The following is a 16,371-nucleotide window of genomic DNA, read 5'->3' on the forward strand; positions in this document are numbered from 1 at the left end:
TTCGCCGGGTGCGGGATCGATCGACCGTGCTGGCTAGACTCAACGCGTGTCGGACGACGCGATGCCCACGGCGGTCCGTGAACTCCCTCCGGTGTATGCACCGGAAGGGGTCGAGCGCCGCCACTATGAGCGCTGGGTGGCCGCCGGATACTTCACCGCTGACGCGACGAGTTCACGGCCGGCGTACTGCATCGTGCTGCCCCCACCGAACGTCACCGGGCAGCTGCACATGGGCCATGCCCTCAACCACAGCCTGATGGACGTGCTCACCCGGCGCCGGCGGATGCAGGGGTATGAAACCCTCTGGCTCCCGGGCATGGATCACGCGGGAATCGCCACCCAGAACGTCGTCGAGCGGGAACTCGCCCGGGAGGGCATCTCCCGGCACGACCTGGGCCGGGAGAAATTCGTCGAACGGGTCTGGCAGTGGAAGGCCGAGTACGGCGGGAAAATCCTCGATCAGATGCGACGGCTTGGTGAAGGGGTTGACTGGACGCGTGAACGCTTCACCATGGACGACGGCCTGTCACGCGCGGTTCAGGAGATTTTCCGCCGCTTGTACGCGGACGGCTTGATTTATCGAGCGGAGCGCATCATCAATTGGTGTCCGCGTTGCTTGACGGCCCTGTCGGACATTGAGGTGGAGCACAGCGACGACGAAGGCGAACTCGTCTCCATTTCCTATGGTCCGATCACCGTTGCCACCACCCGGGTCGAAACAATGCTTGGCGACACGGCGGTCGCGGTTCATCCGGACGATGAGCGTTATGCGCACCTGGTCGGTACGTTCGTCGAACTTCCGTTGACCGGCCGCCGGATTCCCATCGTGGCGGACGAGCACGTCGACCCGAATTTCGGCACCGGCGCGGTGAAGGTGACACCCGCCCATGACCCCAACGACTTTGAGATTGCCCAGCGGCACGGGCTGCCGGCCCTCACCATCATGGATGAACGCGGGGTCATCACCGCGCCTGGACCGTTCCAAGGCTTGGACCGCTTCGAGGCGCGTCCGGCGGTGACGGCGGCGCTGCGCGAACTCGGCCTCATCGTCGCGGAGAAACGACCATACGTGCATGCGGTCGGGCACTGTTCGCGCTGTGACACCGTCATCGAGCCGCGTCTGTCACTGCAGTGGTTTGTCAAGGTGGAGTCCCTGGCGAAAGCGGCGGGGGACGCCGTCCGGGACGGCCGGGTCGTCATTCACCCGCCGGAGATGGCCCGCATGTACTTCGACTGGGTCGACAACATGCATGACTGGTGCATCAGCCGCCAGTTGTGGTGGGGGCATCGGATTCCGGTCTGGTACGGCCCGGGCGGCGAAATGGTCGTGGTCGGTCCGGACGAGACTCCGCCGGCAGGCGACGGCTGGCATCAGGACGAAGACGTGCTCGACACCTGGTTCTCCTCGGCGCTCTGGCCGTTCTCCACCCTCGGCTGGCCGGAGGAGACCGCGGATCTCGCGAAGTTCTATCCCACCTCGGTGCTCGTCACCGGGTACGACATCATCTTCTTCTGGGTCGCGCGGATGATGATGTTCGGCCTGTATGCGATGAAGCATCGAGGGCCGCGCGACGCCGTACCGTTCCGGATTGTGGCGTTGACCGGGCTGATCCGCGACGAGCGCGGCCGGAAAATGAGCAAATCGGCCGGCAATGGTATTGACCCGATTGATTGGATTGACCGGTACGGCGCCGACGCGACGCGCTTCACCCTGCTCCGCAACGCATCACCCGGCACGGACGTCTCGGTGGGCGACGAATGGGCCCAGGCGAGCCGGAATTTCGTCAACAAAATCTGGAACGCCGCGCGGTTCGCCATGTTGAACGGCGCAACCACCCAGGGGCCGATTCCGGTCGATGAGCTGACCACCGCTGACCGCTGGATTCTCTCCCGGCTCGGCTCCGTCGTCCGTGACGTCGACGCTTTCTTGGACGCGTTCGAATTCGCCAAAGCCTGCGACACGCTGTTCCACTTCACGTGGGACGAATTCTGTGACTGGTATGTGGAGCTGTCCAAGCTTCCGTTGGAGCGGGGCGGCGCTGATGCGGCCCGTACCCGGCGCATCCTCGGCCACGTCCTCGACGTGCTGCTCCGCCTCTGGCATCCGATCATTCCGTTCGTCACCGAAGAACTTTGGACGACCCTCACCGGCGCGGAGAGCCTGGTCCGGGCGGTCTGGCCGTCCGGAACCGTCGACGGCCGGCCGCCGCTCGACGCGCTCGACCGCCGCGACGATGACGCCGAGGAGCGGCTTGCGGCGTTGCAGGAGGTGGTCACCGAAGTGCGCCGGTTCCGCGCCGAGCAGGGGCTGCGCCCGGCGCAACGGGTGCCGGCGCGCATTGACGGCCTTGACGCCGCGGGGCTCGGTGAATTCGACGAGCAGCTTCGACGTCTCGCCCGCCTGGACCCGGCGGATGCGCAGTTCCGCGAAACCGCCGCCGTCGTCGTCGGCGTCCGTGGCACCGAGGTCCGCGTCGGCCTGGACCTCTCCGGGGCGATCGACCTCGACAAAGAGCGCGCCCGGCTGGAGAAAGCACTGGAGGCCGCCCGTCGGGAAGTCGAAACCGCGCGGGCGAAATTGGACAACACCGAGTTTCTCGCCAAGGCCCCGGAGGCGGTGGTCGCGAAGATGCGGGCCCGGCTTGCCGATGCGGAGGCCGACGTGACCCGGCTGACCGAACAACTCGCTGCGCTGCACCGGATGCGAGGCTGACCGATGGCCGGCGCCGCGGATCTCGCGCGGGTGGAGAAGGAGCTCCTGGCGCGATGGCCGGAATCCCGTATCGAGTGGAAACTCGAGCGGATGACTGCGCTCATGGAGCTGCTTGGCGACCCGCAGCTCGCCTATCCGTCCATTCACATTGCCGGCACCAACGGCAAGACGTCGACCGCGCGCATCATTGACGCCCTGCTCCGTGCCCTCAATCTGCGCACCGGGTGTTACACCAGCCCGCACCTCGAATCCATCACCGAACGGATCCTCCTTGACGGTGAGCCGATTTCTGATGAGGTGTTCGTGGCCACCTACGACGAACTGACGCCCTACTTCGAGCTCGTCGATGCGCGGTTCCCCACCCGCCTCTCGTTCTTTGAGGCCGTCACCGGCATGGCGTTCGCCGCTTTCGCCGCCGCACCGGTCGACGTGGCCGTCGTCGAAGTCGGCATGGGCGGCCGGCTCGACGCGACGAACATCATCCATGCGCCGGTCGCTGTCATCACTCCGATCGACCTCGACCATCAAGCGCATCTGGGGTCCACAATTGCCGCGATCGCCGGTGAGAAAGCCGGAATCATCAAATCGGATCAGACCGTGGTGGTTGCCGCCCAACACGATGCCGCCGCCCAGGTGCTGCGTCGTCGCGCCGAGGAGGTTGGGGCGCGTCTGGTGACCGAAGGCGTGGATTTCGCTGTCACGGAACGAAAACCCGCAGTCGGCGGCCAGCTCGTCACCATCCGCGGCGTGCGCGGTGAATATCCCGAGCTGTTCCTCCCGTTGCACGGTGCACATCAGGCGGGCAATGCCGCTGTCTCGCTTGCGGCCGTCGAGACATTCCTCAGCCCGGAGCATGCGCTTGACATCGACCTGCTGCGGGACGCGTTCGCCGGCGTCCGGTCACCCGGGCGGTTGGAAATCGTCCGTACGAAGCCCACCGTCCTCGTCGACGCCAGCCACAATCCCGCCGGCGCCCGCGTGACGGCTGCGACGCTGGCCAGTGAATTCGCGTTCGAGCGACTCATCGGTGTGATCGGCACCCTGGCCGACAAGGACGTCCCGGGAATTCTCACCGCATTCGCACCAGTGCTCAGTGAGGTCATCGTCACCCGGAGCAGCTCGCATCGGGCGATCGACCCCGTCGATCTCGCAACGCAGGCCGAGGCCGTGTTCGGGCCGGAGAAGGTGACCCTCGTCCCGCGGCTGGATGAGGCATTGCAGGTCGCGCTGCGCCGGGCGGCCGAGGCTGACGCGGGCGGATTGGGCAGCGGCGTCGGTGTTCTCGTGACGGGTTCCGTGGTGACCGCCGGTGAGGCCCGGCGGCTGTTGCGACAGCGATGACAACCGCCATGACGTCCCCCGGCGCCGGCGAGGGTGCCGAGGTCGAGCGCGCCCGCCTCCGGGCGCGCCGGGACGCGCGCCGGCTGGCCGCGAGCGTGCTCGGGACGGAAGTGATCGTCTTCTGGCTGGGCATCATCGCCGCCGTCACGCTGTCCGGGGTGTCCCGCCCGGTCGCGATTGCGGTGGGCGCGGCCTTGGCCCTTGGCTGCGTCCTCGCAGCGATGCTGCTCCGCACCCGCGCCGGGTACGTGCTCGGCAGCGTGCTCCAACTGCTGGCGATCGCGTGCGGCGTCGTCGTCCCGGTGATGTTCATCCTCGGCGTGATCTTCGCGGGGTTGTGGGTAGCGGCGTGGCGGCTCGGCGTGAAGGCGATCCGATCAGCTGATCAAGCGGGGAGAAGCTCGGGCACGTCGTGACGATCGTGCGGTACGGTCAGAGGGAATGTCCACCGAAACCGCCTCCGCACTCGATGAGCGCTCGGTCGCGCCGCGGTCCCGGGCAGCCGACGACGCCGGCCAGGTCCCGTTGATCCATGCGCGGGGCCTGCTCAAGCGTTACGGCACGTTCGTCGCCGTCGACCACATCGACCTCGACGTGTACGCCGGCCAGGCTTTCGGCTTTCTCGGCCCGAACGGAGCGGGGAAATCCTCCACTATGCGCATGATCGGATGCGTCTCGGAGCCGTCCGGCGGCACGTTGCGCATCTTCGGCCTGGACCCACGGCGCGACGGTCCGGTGATCCGGGGTCGGATCGGGGTCGTGCCGCAACAAGACACCCTCGACCTCGAGCTCACCGTCCGCGAGAACCTCATCGTGTACGGGCGGTACTTCGGCCTTCCCCGGGCCTGGCTGCGCCGTCGCGCAGACGAATTGCTCGACTTCGTCCAGCTCGCCGACCGTGCCGACGACAAGGTGGAGCCCCTCTCCGGCGGCATGCGCCGACGCCTCACCATCGCGCGGGCACTGATCAACGAGCCGGAGCTGCTGCTGCTCGACGAGCCGACCACCGGTCTTGATCCGCAGGCCCGGCACGCGGTCTGGGATCGCCTCTTCCGCCTCAAACAGCACGGCGTCACCCTCGTCCTCACCACCCACTACATGGACGAAGCCGAGCAGCTCTGCGACGAGCTGGTCGTCATGGACAAGGGTTCGATCGTTGCGCGCGGCTCCCCGCGGGACCTCATCACCCGGTTCGCCACCAAGGACGTCGTTGAGCTGCGGTTTCCGGTCGGTCGCAACGAGGAGATGGCCGGCCGGGTCGCTGACCTTGGTGACCGGGTTGACGTCCTGCCCGACCGGCTCGTCATTTACACCGAGGACGGCGACGGCTGTCTTGCGGCGGTGCACGCCCGTGGTCTCGAACCGCTCTCCGCTTGGTTGCGCCGCGCCACGCTGGAAGACGTCTTCCTCCGGCTCACCGGCCATGCGCTGATCGATTGAGCACCGGCCACCGGACGCAACGAGCAATGGAGCAGCCCATGCACATAGCAATGCAGCAGCCCATGCACATAGCAATTCAGCGACCCATGCACGTAGCAATGCAGCAGCCCATGCAACAAGCAATGCAGCGACCCATTCCGCGACGATCCCTCAACCGGGAGCGCCAAGCCCCGGCAGCCTCTTGGCGCCACCCGCCGGCGGAGGGTGCATGAGCGGCATGGCGGCGGCGGCCGAACCGCTTGGTACCGCCCGTGGGAACCTGCCCGCGGCGATGCGGCGCACCTGGCGGGCGTACCGGTACTGGGTGACGAGTTACCGGCGGACCTGGCGCGGTTCGGTGGTGTCGAGCATCGTCAATCCGGTGCTGTACCTGGCGGCGCTGGGGGTTGGGCTCGGCACTCTGGTGCACGCCGGGCCCGCGACCCATGGGCTGAGCTACCTGCAGTTCATCGCCCCTGGATTGCTCGCCGCCACCGCGATGCAGGTGGCCTCCATCGAAGCGACCTATCCGGTGCTCGCGTCGGTCAAATGGGTGCCGATGTACGACGCCATGCTCGCGACACCGCTCACGGTCGGGGACGTCTTCGCCGGCCACCTGCTGTGGATGCTCACTCGGATCGGGCTGACCAGCAGCACGTACCTGGCGGTGATCGCCGCATTCGGCGGGGTGCGCAGTGGGCTCGCTGTTTGTGCAGTGCCGATCTGTCTTCTGCTCGGCCTGGCGTGCGCGGCCCCGATTGCCGCGTTCGCCGTCAGGCAAGAGACCGACACGTCTTTCTCCGCCTTGCAGCGTTTCGTGATCGTGCCGATGTTCCTCTTCTCCGGCACGTTCTTCAGCATTGATCAGCTTCCGTCGTGGATTCGTCCCGTTGCGTACGTGACCCCGCTCTGGCACGGTGTCACCCTTACCCGCGATGTCACGAGCGGTGTCGTGGAGCCCGGCGGCGTCGCCCTCATCGGCGTCCACCTCGTCTTTCTCACCGCGCTCGCGGGAATCGGCACCCGTATCGCCGCCCGCAATTACCGGCGACGGTTGGAGCGTTGAGTGATGTCCTTCGCGTTGCGCATCCTTCCGTACGGCGCCTTCGGCCGGTTCACCGGACGCCGCAGTGTTGCCCTTGTTGAGCGGAGTCTGATGGTCTACCGCCACACGTGGATCATCATTGTCTCCGGTTTCTTCGAACCGCTGTTCTACTTGTTGTCGATCGGCGTCGGCGTCGGCCGCTTGGTCCCGCACCTGTCGTACGCCGGCCACCCGATTGCATACACCGCATTCGTCGCACCCGCGATGCTCGCGTCCTCCGCGATGAATGGCGCGATTTACGACTCCACCTTCAACATCTTCCACAAATTGAAGTACGCGAGGGTTTACGAGGGCGTGCTTGCGACGCCGATGACCGCCCTCGACGTCGCCGCCGGCGAAATTCTCTGGGCCCTGGGCCGCGGGTTCATCTACGCCGTCGCGTTTCTCATCGTCTGCGCCGCGATGGGCGTGGTGCATGCGTGGACGGCGGCGCTTGCTCTGCCTTTTGCGGTTCTTGAAGGCTTGGCGTTCGCCGCGTGCGGCATGGCGGCCACGACGTTCATGCGCAGCTGGCAGGACTTCGAATGGGTCAATCTGGTGCTGCTGCCGATGTTCTTGTTCTCCGCCACCTTCTACCCGCTCACCGCTTACCCGACCGCCGTCGCCCATGTCGTCCGCTGGACACCGCTGTACCAGGCGGTGGACGTGCAACGGGCCCTGCTCCTCGGCGGTTGGCATGCCGGCCTGCTCGCCAACTGCGCCTACCTCGCGGTCATGAGCCTGGCCGGCGGTATCGTCGCCGTTCGGCGGCTCGCACGGGTCCTGCTACACTGATCATCCGCTCGTCGGACGAACTCGGGAGTGACGGTGGCGGACGTCGAACACACCTTGCTGCTCATCAAACCGGACGCCGTCCGGCGTGGTCTGGTCGGGGAAATTCTCAGCCGGGTCGAGCGGAAAGGGCTGCGGATTCGCGCCTTGGAGCTCCGCACGATCGATGACGACCTCGCCCGGCGCCACTACGCCGAGCATGCCGCCAAGCCGTTCTTCGCCGACCTGGTGGCCTTCATCACCTCCGGCCCGCTGGTCGCGGCGGTCATCGAGGGCCCACGGGCGGTGGAGACCCTCCGGACCCTGATGGGATCAACCGACCCGGTAGCGGCTCCGCCTGGAACGATCCGCGGTGACTTCGGCCTCCTGGTGACCGAGAATCTCGTGCACGGCTCGGACTCCGTCACGTCCGCCGCCCGAGAGATCGCGTTGTTCTTTCCGCACTTCGCGGCAGACGCCTGAGCTCGACACGGCGATCACCTGGCCCAGACGGCATCCCGCGGGTGGTGTGCCGCACGAAGCCGTCAGACGGCCGCGGCTTTTGCCCGAGGGCAGACGGAACCCGTAGCATGGCTGCGCCGTCCTTGTTTTCGGTGTCGATCGGGTCTTGAGGCCCGGTGGGTGCCGAACCGCTGTTCCCGGCGGCGGTGGACGGCGGCACGTGTCCGATGCTCAACGAAAGGCGAGCCTCCATGCCCACTTCGATTTTCGGCCGCGACATGGCGGTCGACCTCGGCACGGCGAACACCCTGGTCTATGTCCGCGGCCGAGGCATTGTGCTCAACGAACCGTCTGTGGTCGCCATCAACACCAACACCGGGGGGATCCTGGCCGTCGGCATTGAGGCGAAGCGCATGATTGGCCGGACGCCCGGCAACATCGTCGCGGTTCGGCCGCTCAAGGACGGCGTCATCGCGGACTTCGACACCACCGAGCGGATGCTCCGGTACTTCATTCAGAAGGTGCACCGCAACCGGCATCTTGCCCGCGGACCGCGGCTCGTCGTCTGCGTCCCCAGCGGGTGCACGGCTGTCGAGCAGCGTGCCGTCAAGGACGCCGGCTATGCGGCAGGCGCGCGGCGGGTGTACATCATCGAAGAGCCGATGGCGGCGGCGATCGGCGCCGGGCTTCCGGTGCATGAACCGACCGGGAACATGGTGGTCGACATTGGCGGCGGCACGACGGAAGTCGCAGTGATCAGTCTTGGCGGCATCGTGACCAGCCAGTCGATCCGGGTCGGTGGCGACGAGCTGGACAACGCGATCATCAACTACGTCAAGAAGGAATATTCGCTCATGCTCGGTGAGCGGACGGCGGAAGAAATCAAGATGGCGATCGGCTCGGCCTTCCCGGTGCCGGACGAACCGCACGCCGAGATTCGGGGCCGCGATTTGGTGAGCGGTCTGCCGAAGACGATCGTCGTCAGCGCCGCGGAGATTCGCAAAGCCATCGACGAGCCGGTGAACGCCATCATTGACGCGGTGAAGGTGACCCTCGACAAGTGCCCGCCGGAACTCGCCGGCGACATCATGGATCGAGGCATCGTCCTCACCGGCGGCGGCGCCCTGCTGAAGGGCCTCGACGAGCGGCTCCGCCACGAGACCGGCATGCCGATTCACATCACCGAACGGCCCCTCGACTCGGTCGCTCTGGGCGCCGGGAAGTGCGTCGAGGACTTCGACACGTTGCAGCCGGTGCTGATCTCCGAACCCCGCAGCCGCTAGCACGCATGCCTCGTATCGGTGAGCTTCGGTGAAGACGCGGGCATGGGTGACGCCGAGCCGCACGGGCCGTCGCGGTCCCGGGCACTTGCCGGCAGTCCTGCGCGTCACGTGAGACCGTGAGGGACACCCGGCGAACGCGGCTGATCCTCGCGCTCCTGCTCCTCACCGCGTTCACCCTGATCACCCTGGACTACCAGTCGAACGGGCGCGGCGTCTTCGGTGATCTGCGCCGGATCGGTCTTGCGGTGTTCGGTCCGGTCGAGCGGCTCGCCGCGGACGTCGTCCGGCCGGTCCGGCACGCGATCGACACCGTGGCTTCCTTTGGGTCAGAGCACAAGAAGGTGCAGCAGCTGCAGCAGCAGGTCGAGACGCTGCGCCGGCAGCTGCGGGCGCAGCCGTTCGAGCAGCACCGAGCGGCGGAGCTCGACAAGCTCATCCAGGTCTCCTCGATCGGTCAGTACACGATCGTTCCCGCCCAGGTGATCGCGGTTGGGCGGGGAGCCGGTTTCGAGTGGACTGCGACGATTGACGTCGGGAGCCGCGACGGCGTCCGACCGGAGATGACGGTCATCAACGGCGACGGTCTGGTGGGCCGGGTCACCGCTGTCTCTGCGGACACCGCCACCGTGGTGCTGGCCATCGATCCGCAGTTCAACGTCGGTGTCCGGCTGCCGAATGGCGCGATCGGTGTGGTCAGCGGCCATGGCCGCGCCGCAATGAGCCTGCAGCTGATCGACCCGAGCGTCCGGATCACACCCGGCACCGGGCTGGTGACCGCCGGTTCGGTTGATCAAACGCCGTTCGTCTGGGGTGTTCCGGTGGGCACGGTCACCGCGGTGAGCACCCCCCTGGCCGGGGAAGTGCAGACCGGCACGGTTCGCCCGTTCGTTGATTTCGCGACGCTGGACCTCGTCGGGGTCGTCGTCAAGCCGCCGCGGACGGATCCGCGCGGCGCCCTCCTGGCGTCGCCGGTACCCACCGTCACGGTCACCGTCACCGCCACTCCGGCTCCTGTCCCGCAGCCGAGCCGGCCGGCGGCCCAACCGTCACCGCTCCCGTCACCGACTCCGGCGCCCAGCCATGGGTAGAGCGACTCGGACCGGGCTCTTCCTCGGCCTCGTACTGCTCGCGATCCTCCTCGATGCGACGGTGCTTGGTCCCCTCGACTTGCCGGGCGCACCGCCGAGCCTGCTCCTGCTCGTCGTGGCCGCGTGGGCGTTGGTGACCGGGCCGTCGTCCGGCGCGGTGGCGGGCTTTGTCGCCGGGTTCGTCGCTGACGTCGTCCCGCCGGCTGATCACCTCATCGGCCGGTACGCGCTGGCGGCGTGCCTGGTCGGCTATCTCGCCGGGTTGTTTCGGCTGGAGGCCAAGGAATCGGTCGCCGCAGCCCTCGGTGCGGTCGCCCTGGCGGTCGCTCTCGGCACCCTGGTCTTCGCCGGAAGCGGAGTGATCTTTGGGGAGGCGGCCGGTACCGGTGGGGCGCTGCCGGTCGCCGTCGCGTCATCGGTCGGTTACGACCTGCTGCTCACCCCGTTCGTCGTCCCACCCATCACGAGCCTTGTCCGCCGATTGCAGCCTGCGGTATCGCGCGACTGAGCGGCGGCCTAGCGTCGAACAGGGAGGAGGACCCGTGGAGAACCGGTCGCGCATTCGGCTCGTCGTCCTGGCCGCTCTCGTGCTCTCCCTTCCTGTGACATTGATCAGCCGCCTCTGGTACATGCAGGTGATGGCCGGCGACCGGTACGCCGCCGCCGCCAACCGGACGTCGACCAACACCGTGCACACCGTCGCGCCGCGTGGTCTTGTGGTGGACGACGTCGGGCGGGTGCTCGCGGGAAACGAAAGCGCCCTCGTCGTCAGCGCACTGGCGACGGCGCTGCCGAAAGATACCGCCACGCGACGGGCGGAATTGCAACGGCTGGCCGCGATCCTCGGAGTGTCGGAGCAGGATCTCGAGGCCCGGGTCACCTTGTGCGACTACCACAAGTACGGGGCGAAGGCGCCGCAGATGAATCCGGGCTGCTGGACGGGTTCGCCGCTGCAACCGATTCCGCTGCTCCGGTTGGACACGGCGGACGCCGCCGCGCGCGCCACGCAGATCGCGCTCCAGGTCCTGGAGCGTCAGGAGCTTTTTCCCGGCATCACCGCGGAAATTCAGCAAATCCGCAGCTATCCCAGTCCAGCCGGCGCGTCCGCTGCGCAGATCCTCGGCCACGTCGGGAAAATCACCGCGGATGACGTCGCCCGCGCGAAAACCCAGCAGGCCGCCGACGAGCTGAAAACGGCGGCAGCGGCGGGTGAAATGATTGGCCAGGCGGGACTGGAGGCGGAGTACGACCAGTACCTGCGCGGCACGATGGGCACGAGGGTGGTGTCGGTGGACCCGGCAGGCAATCCGCTCGGCACCGTACGGGAAATTCCGCCGACTCCCGGAGCGACGCTCGTCACGAGCATCGACGCGCGGGTGCAGCAGATTGCCGAGCAGGCGCTGGCGGACGCCGTCGAGCATGCGCGGACCGTTCCGCAGTTGGCCAATCACCGCATGGTGACCCAGCATGCCGACGCCGCCGCGGCCGTCGTCATCGACGCCCGCACCGGGCATGTGCTTGCCTTGGCGAATTACCCGACCTACAACCCCGGGGTCTGGGACGGCGGAAGCATCAGCCAGACGGCGTATGACGCGCTGGTGCATGCGCCCGGCAATCCGCTGTTCTCGCAGGCGGTCCAGGGTGAGTACGCCCCCGGATCCACGTTCAAGCCCATTACCACCGCCGGTGCGGTGTCGACGCCGTACTACAGCATCACCGGTCGATACGACTGCCCCACGGTTTTCACCGCCGGAAACCGAACGTTCACCAACTTTGAGGGAGAGACAGGACTCGGCGCCATCAGTTTCGCGGAAGCCCTCACGGTGTCGTGTGACACATTCTTCTACAAGATTGGTGACACGCTCTGGAAAGCGGACGGCGGCCTGACGCCGACCCATCCGCGGGATGCCATCATCAACGAAGCGCTCGGGTGGGGACTCGGCCAACCGACGCACATCGATCTGCCGATCGACGGATCCGGCAACGTTGAGACCCGGCAGGAAAAAATCGATGCGTGGAAGAAGAACAAGGCGCTGTGGTGCGCGGAAGCGCAGACCGAGCCGAATCCGTTGTATCGCGAATACGACCGGGAGAATTGCCAGGACGGCTACCAGTACCGCGAAGGTGACGCATTGAACTTCGCGATCGGCCAAGGTACGGTGACCGTCACCCCGTTGCAGCTCGCCATGGACTACGCGGCGATTGGGAACGGCGGAACGCTTTTCACCCCGCGGATCGGCCGCGCTCTCGTCGCCCCGAACGGCACGGTCATCCAAGAAATCAACGCACCGTCCCGGAAACTGCCGGTGCCCGCCGACGTCCTCAGCTACCTCCGCCAGGCGCTGACCCAGGTGACCACGAATCCACTGGGCACGGCGTACAACGCGTTCGCTGGATTTCCGTTCGACAAATACACCATCGGCGGCAAGACGGGAACCGCGGAGGTGCAGGCGCTCAACCCCGACGGGACGCCGAAGGACTCCACCGCGTGGTTCGCGTCGTTCGGCGGACCGGTGGGTCAACCCGCGCAGTACGCCGTCGTCGTGATGGTGTCGCAAGGCGGCCAAGGCGGAGTGACGGCCGCGCCCGCGGTTCGGGAAATTTACGACGGCCTGTACGGCCTGGATGGCAGCGGGCCGTATCGGCTGCCGCACGACGCGTTCGCGCAAGCCGGCCCGGCGCTGCCCGGCGGAGTGCCGCCCGCCACCCTGCCGAATGTCGCGACCTCCGGGGTGCCGACGCCCACCGCTGCCGCAGCCAACGCGAGCGGCGTCATTTCGCGCTCCGGGACAGGCACCGCCGCCGCAGTAGCGCCAGCCGTGGCGGTACTTCCTCCGGAACGTCGAGGGGGTCGGCGATGACGAGTTGGACGACGCCGGCGACTGCGGGTGTCCGCAATGGCCGGAGCGGGGCGGTGGGACGGCGCGCGGCGCCTGGTCGCTGGCAGCGGATCTGGCACGGCGATTGGGCGTTATGGGCGGCCGTCCTCAGCCTCGCCGGGCTCGGCGTCGTGTTGATCGCGGCTGCCACCAAGCCGCTGAATCCCACCCATCCGTTCACCCTGGCCAAGCAGCAGTTGCTTTTTCTCGTCGTCGGGGCGGCCTTCGCCGTTCTCGCCTCGCTCGTCGAGTACCGCACGATCCGCGCGGCCGCTCCGGTGCTGTACGTCCTCGCGCTCGGCGGCCTGGTGGCGACGTTCGTCGTCGGCGTCAGTGTCAACGGCTCGCGGGCGTGGCTTCGGCTGCCGGGTGGACTGTCGCTTGAACCGTCGGAATTCGCAAAACTCGCCCTGATCGTGCTCGCCGCGCTCGTCGTCAACGCCCGTGTCTCGGGACGATCTGACATCGGCGATTTCGACGTCGTGGCGATCCTGGCATTCTTCGCCGTGCCCACGGGATTGGTTCTGCTCCAGCGGGATCTCGGCACCGGGCTGGTCATTCTCGTCATCCTGTTCGGCGTCCTGGCCGTTGGCGGTGCTCCGACGCGCTGGCTCGTGGGTCTCACGGTGCTCGTTGCGCTGGCAGCCGTGGTCGCCGTGAAATTCCACCTCCTCCATGGCTACCAGGAGGCCAGGTTGACGGCTTTTCTCCACCCGGAATCGGGGACGCAGACCTACGGGTACAACGCGTACCAAGCGCGGATCGCCATCGGTTCCGGCGGCCTGCACGGCACGGGGCTCTTCCACGGATCACAGATCAACAATGGGTATGTCTTCGCCGCGCATACCGATTTCATCTTCGCCACCGCCGGGGAGGAACTCGGTTTCCTCGGCGGCGGACTCATCATCCTCCTTCTCACGGTCATCCTGTGGCGTGGGTTGCGGATCGCGGCGCACGCGCCGGACGCATTCGGCCGCGTTACCGCAGCCGGTGTCGTCTGCTGGTTCGCCTTCGAGTCGTTCGAGAACATCGGGATGAACCTCGGCATCATGCCCATCACCGGTATTCCGCTGCAATTCGTTTCGTACGGCGGGTCGTCGCTCTTCGCGAGCATGCTGGCCATCGGGCTGCTGCAGAACATTGCGATCCAGGCCAAGGTGGTGGCCCGGATCGCGCCGGAGTGACCGTGCGCGGACGACCCGCGGTTGGGCCGTCGTCCTGGTTCTCGCCGACGCCGAAGGACTAGCCGCGGCGGACGGCCCGCGGTTGGCGTCCTCGTCCTGATCGCGGTGCCAGCCGCCGGCGCTCGTCACGAGGCGGTGCACCCGTTACCCTAAAAACTCTGGGGATGGAGGGATCGACGCCGATGCCGGTGACCGAGCAGGTTCCGCCGTCTGTTTTTCCCCGCCTGGAGCCGCTGCTTCTCTCCGTCACGAAGCCCGTGCAGTACATCGGCGGGGAACTGAACAGCCTTGCCAAGGACTGGGCCGCGTGCGACGTGCGATGGTGCCTCGTTTATCCCGATGCGTACGAGGTCGGCTTGCCCAATCAGGGCATCCAGATTCTCTACGAGATCCTTGGGGAGATGGACGGCGTCCTCGTGGAGCGGAGCTACGCCGTCTGGCCGGACCTCGAACGCCTGATGCGCCGTCACGGCATCCCCCAATTCAGCTGGGAGACCCATCGCCCGCTCGCCGCCTTCGACCTCATCGGCGTCACGTTTCCGACCGAGCTCGGCTACACCAACCTGCTCAACATCCTCGATCTCGCCGGCATCCCGATCCGGTCGACCGACCGGACCGACGATCATCCAATCGTGATCGCCGGGGGTCACGCCGCGTTCAATCCCGAGCCAATCGCCGATTTCATCGACGCGGCGGTGCTTGGCGATGGGGAAGAGGTGGTCGCCCAGATCACGTCGATGGTTCGGCAATGGAAGGCCGACGGCCGCCCGGGCGGCCGCACCGAATTGCTGGCCCGGATGGCGGCGACCGGTGGCATCTACGTGCCACAGTTCTACGACGTCCATTACCACCCGGATGGGCGGCTCGCGGCCGTCGTCCCCAACCGGCCCGGTGTCCCGGCCCGGGTCCGCAAGCACACCCTGATGAACCTTGACGAGTGGCCCTACCCGAAGCGTCCGCTCGTCCCGCTGGCGGAGACGGTCCATGAGCGGTACAGCGTGGAGATTTTCCGGGGCTGCACCCGCGGATGCCGGTTCTGCCAGGCTGGGATGATCACTCGGCCGGTCCGGGAACGCTCGATCGACACGATCGGCGCCATGGTCGACGCCGGCCTGCGGGCGACCGGGTTCTCCGAAGTCGGGCTTCTCTCGCTGAGCAGCGCGGATCACTCGGAGATCGGCCCGATGGCCAAGCAGCTTGCCGACCGGTACGAGGGAACGAACATCTCGCTCTCGCTGCCGTCGACGCGGGTTGATGCGTTCAACGTCGATCTGGCCAACGAGTTCTCCCGCAACGGACGCCGGTCCGGGCTCACCTTCGCCCCCGAGGGCGGCACCGAGCGGATGCGCCGCGTGATCAACAAAATGGTCACGGAGGAGGATTTGATCCGCACGGTCACGACGGCGTACCGGCATGGGTGGCGCCGCGTGAAGCTCTATTTCATGTGCGGGCTCCCCACCGAGACCGATGAGGACGTCCTCGCCATCGCGGACCTCGCCCGCAAGGTGATCGACGCAGGACGGCAAGCCACCGGGAGCCGGGACATCGGCTGCACGGTCTCGATTGGTGCATTCGTTCCGAAGCCGCACACGCCGTTCCAGTGGGCGGCCCAGCTCGATCACGAGACGGTTGATGCCCGGCTGGCGAAGCTTCGGGACAGAATTCGCTCCGACCGGGAGTACGGCCGGGCGATCGGATTCCGTTACCACGACGGCAAACCGAGCATCGTCGAAGGGTTGCTCTCCCGCGGGGACCGCCGCGTCGGCCGCGTGATTGAGCAGGTGTGGCGGGACGGCGGCCGGTTCGACGGCTGGAGTGAGCATTTCTCGTTCGACCGGTGGATGCAGGCCGCCGAACGGGCTCTCGCCGGCGAGCCGGTGGACGTCGACTGGTACACGACGCGGGAGCGGACCCGCGACGAAGTGCTGCCGTGGGATCACCTCGACTCGGGGCTGGACAAGGACTGGCTCTGGCAGGACTGGCAGGACGCCCTTGCCGGCATCGAAGTCGACGATTGCCGTTGGTCGCCGTGCTTTGACTGCGGGGTCTGCGACACGATGGGGACCGACATCCAGATCGGACCCACCGGACGCACCCTGATTCCCCTGACGGACGGCCGGCTGCCCATTGGCCGTCCGGCGGCGTGA

Annotated in this window: 13 protein-coding genes; all 13 read left to right on the forward strand. The window is 67.1% G+C overall.

Going from position 1 to position 16,371, the window contains the following annotated elements; genetic code table 11:
• Nucleotides 1-61: 61 nt before the first annotated feature.
• The 13 genes from ACEL_RS03815 to ACEL_RS03875 all read left to right on the forward strand — a co-directional run bounded on the left by ACEL_RS03815 (nt 62) and on the right by ACEL_RS03875 (nt 16,371).
• Nucleotides 62-2,713: a valine--tRNA ligase gene (locus tag ACEL_RS03815; protein WP_049751571.1), complete on the forward strand. Its 2,652-nt coding sequence runs from the start codon at nt 62-64 to the stop codon at nt 2,711-2,713.
• Nucleotides 2,714-2,716: 3 nt separating this feature from the next.
• Nucleotides 2,717-4,054: a bifunctional folylpolyglutamate synthase/dihydrofolate synthase gene (locus ACEL_RS03820; protein WP_011719578.1), complete on the forward strand. Its 1,338-nt coding sequence runs from the start codon at nt 2,717-2,719 to the stop codon at nt 4,052-4,054.
• Between the two features lie 8 nt (nt 4,055-4,062).
• Nucleotides 4,063-4,470: a DUF4233 domain-containing protein gene (locus ACEL_RS03825; RefSeq protein WP_083760621.1), complete on the forward strand. Its 408-nt coding sequence runs from the start codon at nt 4,063-4,065 to the stop codon at nt 4,468-4,470.
• A gap of 25 nt (nt 4,471-4,495) precedes the next feature.
• Nucleotides 4,496-5,494, forward strand: coding sequence for an ABC transporter ATP-binding protein (locus ACEL_RS03830; RefSeq protein ID WP_011719580.1), 999 nt, complete (start codon nt 4,496-4,498; stop codon nt 5,492-5,494).
• Nucleotides 5,495-5,702: 208 nt separating this feature from the next.
• Nucleotides 5,703-6,539: an ABC transporter permease gene (locus ACEL_RS03835; protein WP_011719581.1), complete on the forward strand. Its 837-nt coding sequence runs from the start codon at nt 5,703-5,705 to the stop codon at nt 6,537-6,539.
• Between the two features lie 3 nt (nt 6,540-6,542).
• Nucleotides 6,543-7,352, forward strand: a complete 810-nt coding sequence (locus tag ACEL_RS03840; protein ID WP_011719582.1) for an ABC transporter permease — start codon at nt 6,543-6,545, stop codon at nt 7,350-7,352.
• A 33-nt stretch (nt 7,353-7,385) separates the two neighbouring features.
• Nucleotides 7,386-7,811, forward strand: a complete 426-nt coding sequence (gene ndk, locus ACEL_RS03845) for a nucleoside-diphosphate kinase (protein ID WP_011719583.1) — start codon at nt 7,386-7,388, stop codon at nt 7,809-7,811.
• Nucleotides 7,812-8,041: 230 nt separating this feature from the next.
• Nucleotides 8,042-9,073, forward strand: coding sequence for a rod shape-determining protein (locus ACEL_RS03850; protein WP_041835357.1), 1,032 nt, complete (start codon nt 8,042-8,044; stop codon nt 9,071-9,073).
• 116 nt (nt 9,074-9,189) lie between these two features.
• On the forward strand, nt 9,190-10,161 hold the full coding sequence (gene mreC / locus ACEL_RS03855; RefSeq protein WP_011719585.1) for a rod shape-determining protein MreC: 972 nt from the start codon (nt 9,190-9,192) through the stop codon (nt 10,159-10,161).
• Complete coding sequence (mreD, locus tag ACEL_RS03860) at nt 10,154-10,669, forward strand: rod shape-determining protein MreD (protein ID WP_011719586.1); 516 nt, start codon at nt 10,154-10,156, stop codon at nt 10,667-10,669. Before mreC ends, mreD begins: the two co-directional genes overlap by 8 nt.
• 34 nt (nt 10,670-10,703) lie before the next feature.
• Nucleotides 10,704-13,022 carry a penicillin-binding transpeptidase domain-containing protein gene (locus tag ACEL_RS03865; protein ID WP_011719587.1) on the forward strand — a complete coding sequence of 773 codons (2,319 nt, stop codon included), beginning with the start codon at nt 10,704-10,706 and terminating at the stop codon, nt 13,020-13,022.
• On the forward strand, nt 13,019-14,224 hold the full coding sequence (locus ACEL_RS03870; protein ID WP_011719588.1) for an FtsW/RodA/SpoVE family cell cycle protein: 1,206 nt from the start codon (nt 13,019-13,021) through the stop codon (nt 14,222-14,224). Before ACEL_RS03865 ends, ACEL_RS03870 begins: the two co-directional genes overlap by 4 nt.
• A gap of 182 nt (nt 14,225-14,406) precedes the next feature.
• Entirely contained in the window at nt 14,407-16,371 is a 1,965-nt protein-coding gene (locus ACEL_RS03875) for a TIGR03960 family B12-binding radical SAM protein (protein WP_011719589.1), read from the forward strand.

The sequence above is a fragment of the Acidothermus cellulolyticus 11B genome, from assembly GCF_000015025.1.
Classification (GTDB): domain Bacteria; phylum Actinomycetota; class Actinomycetes; order Acidothermales; family Acidothermaceae; genus Acidothermus; species Acidothermus cellulolyticus.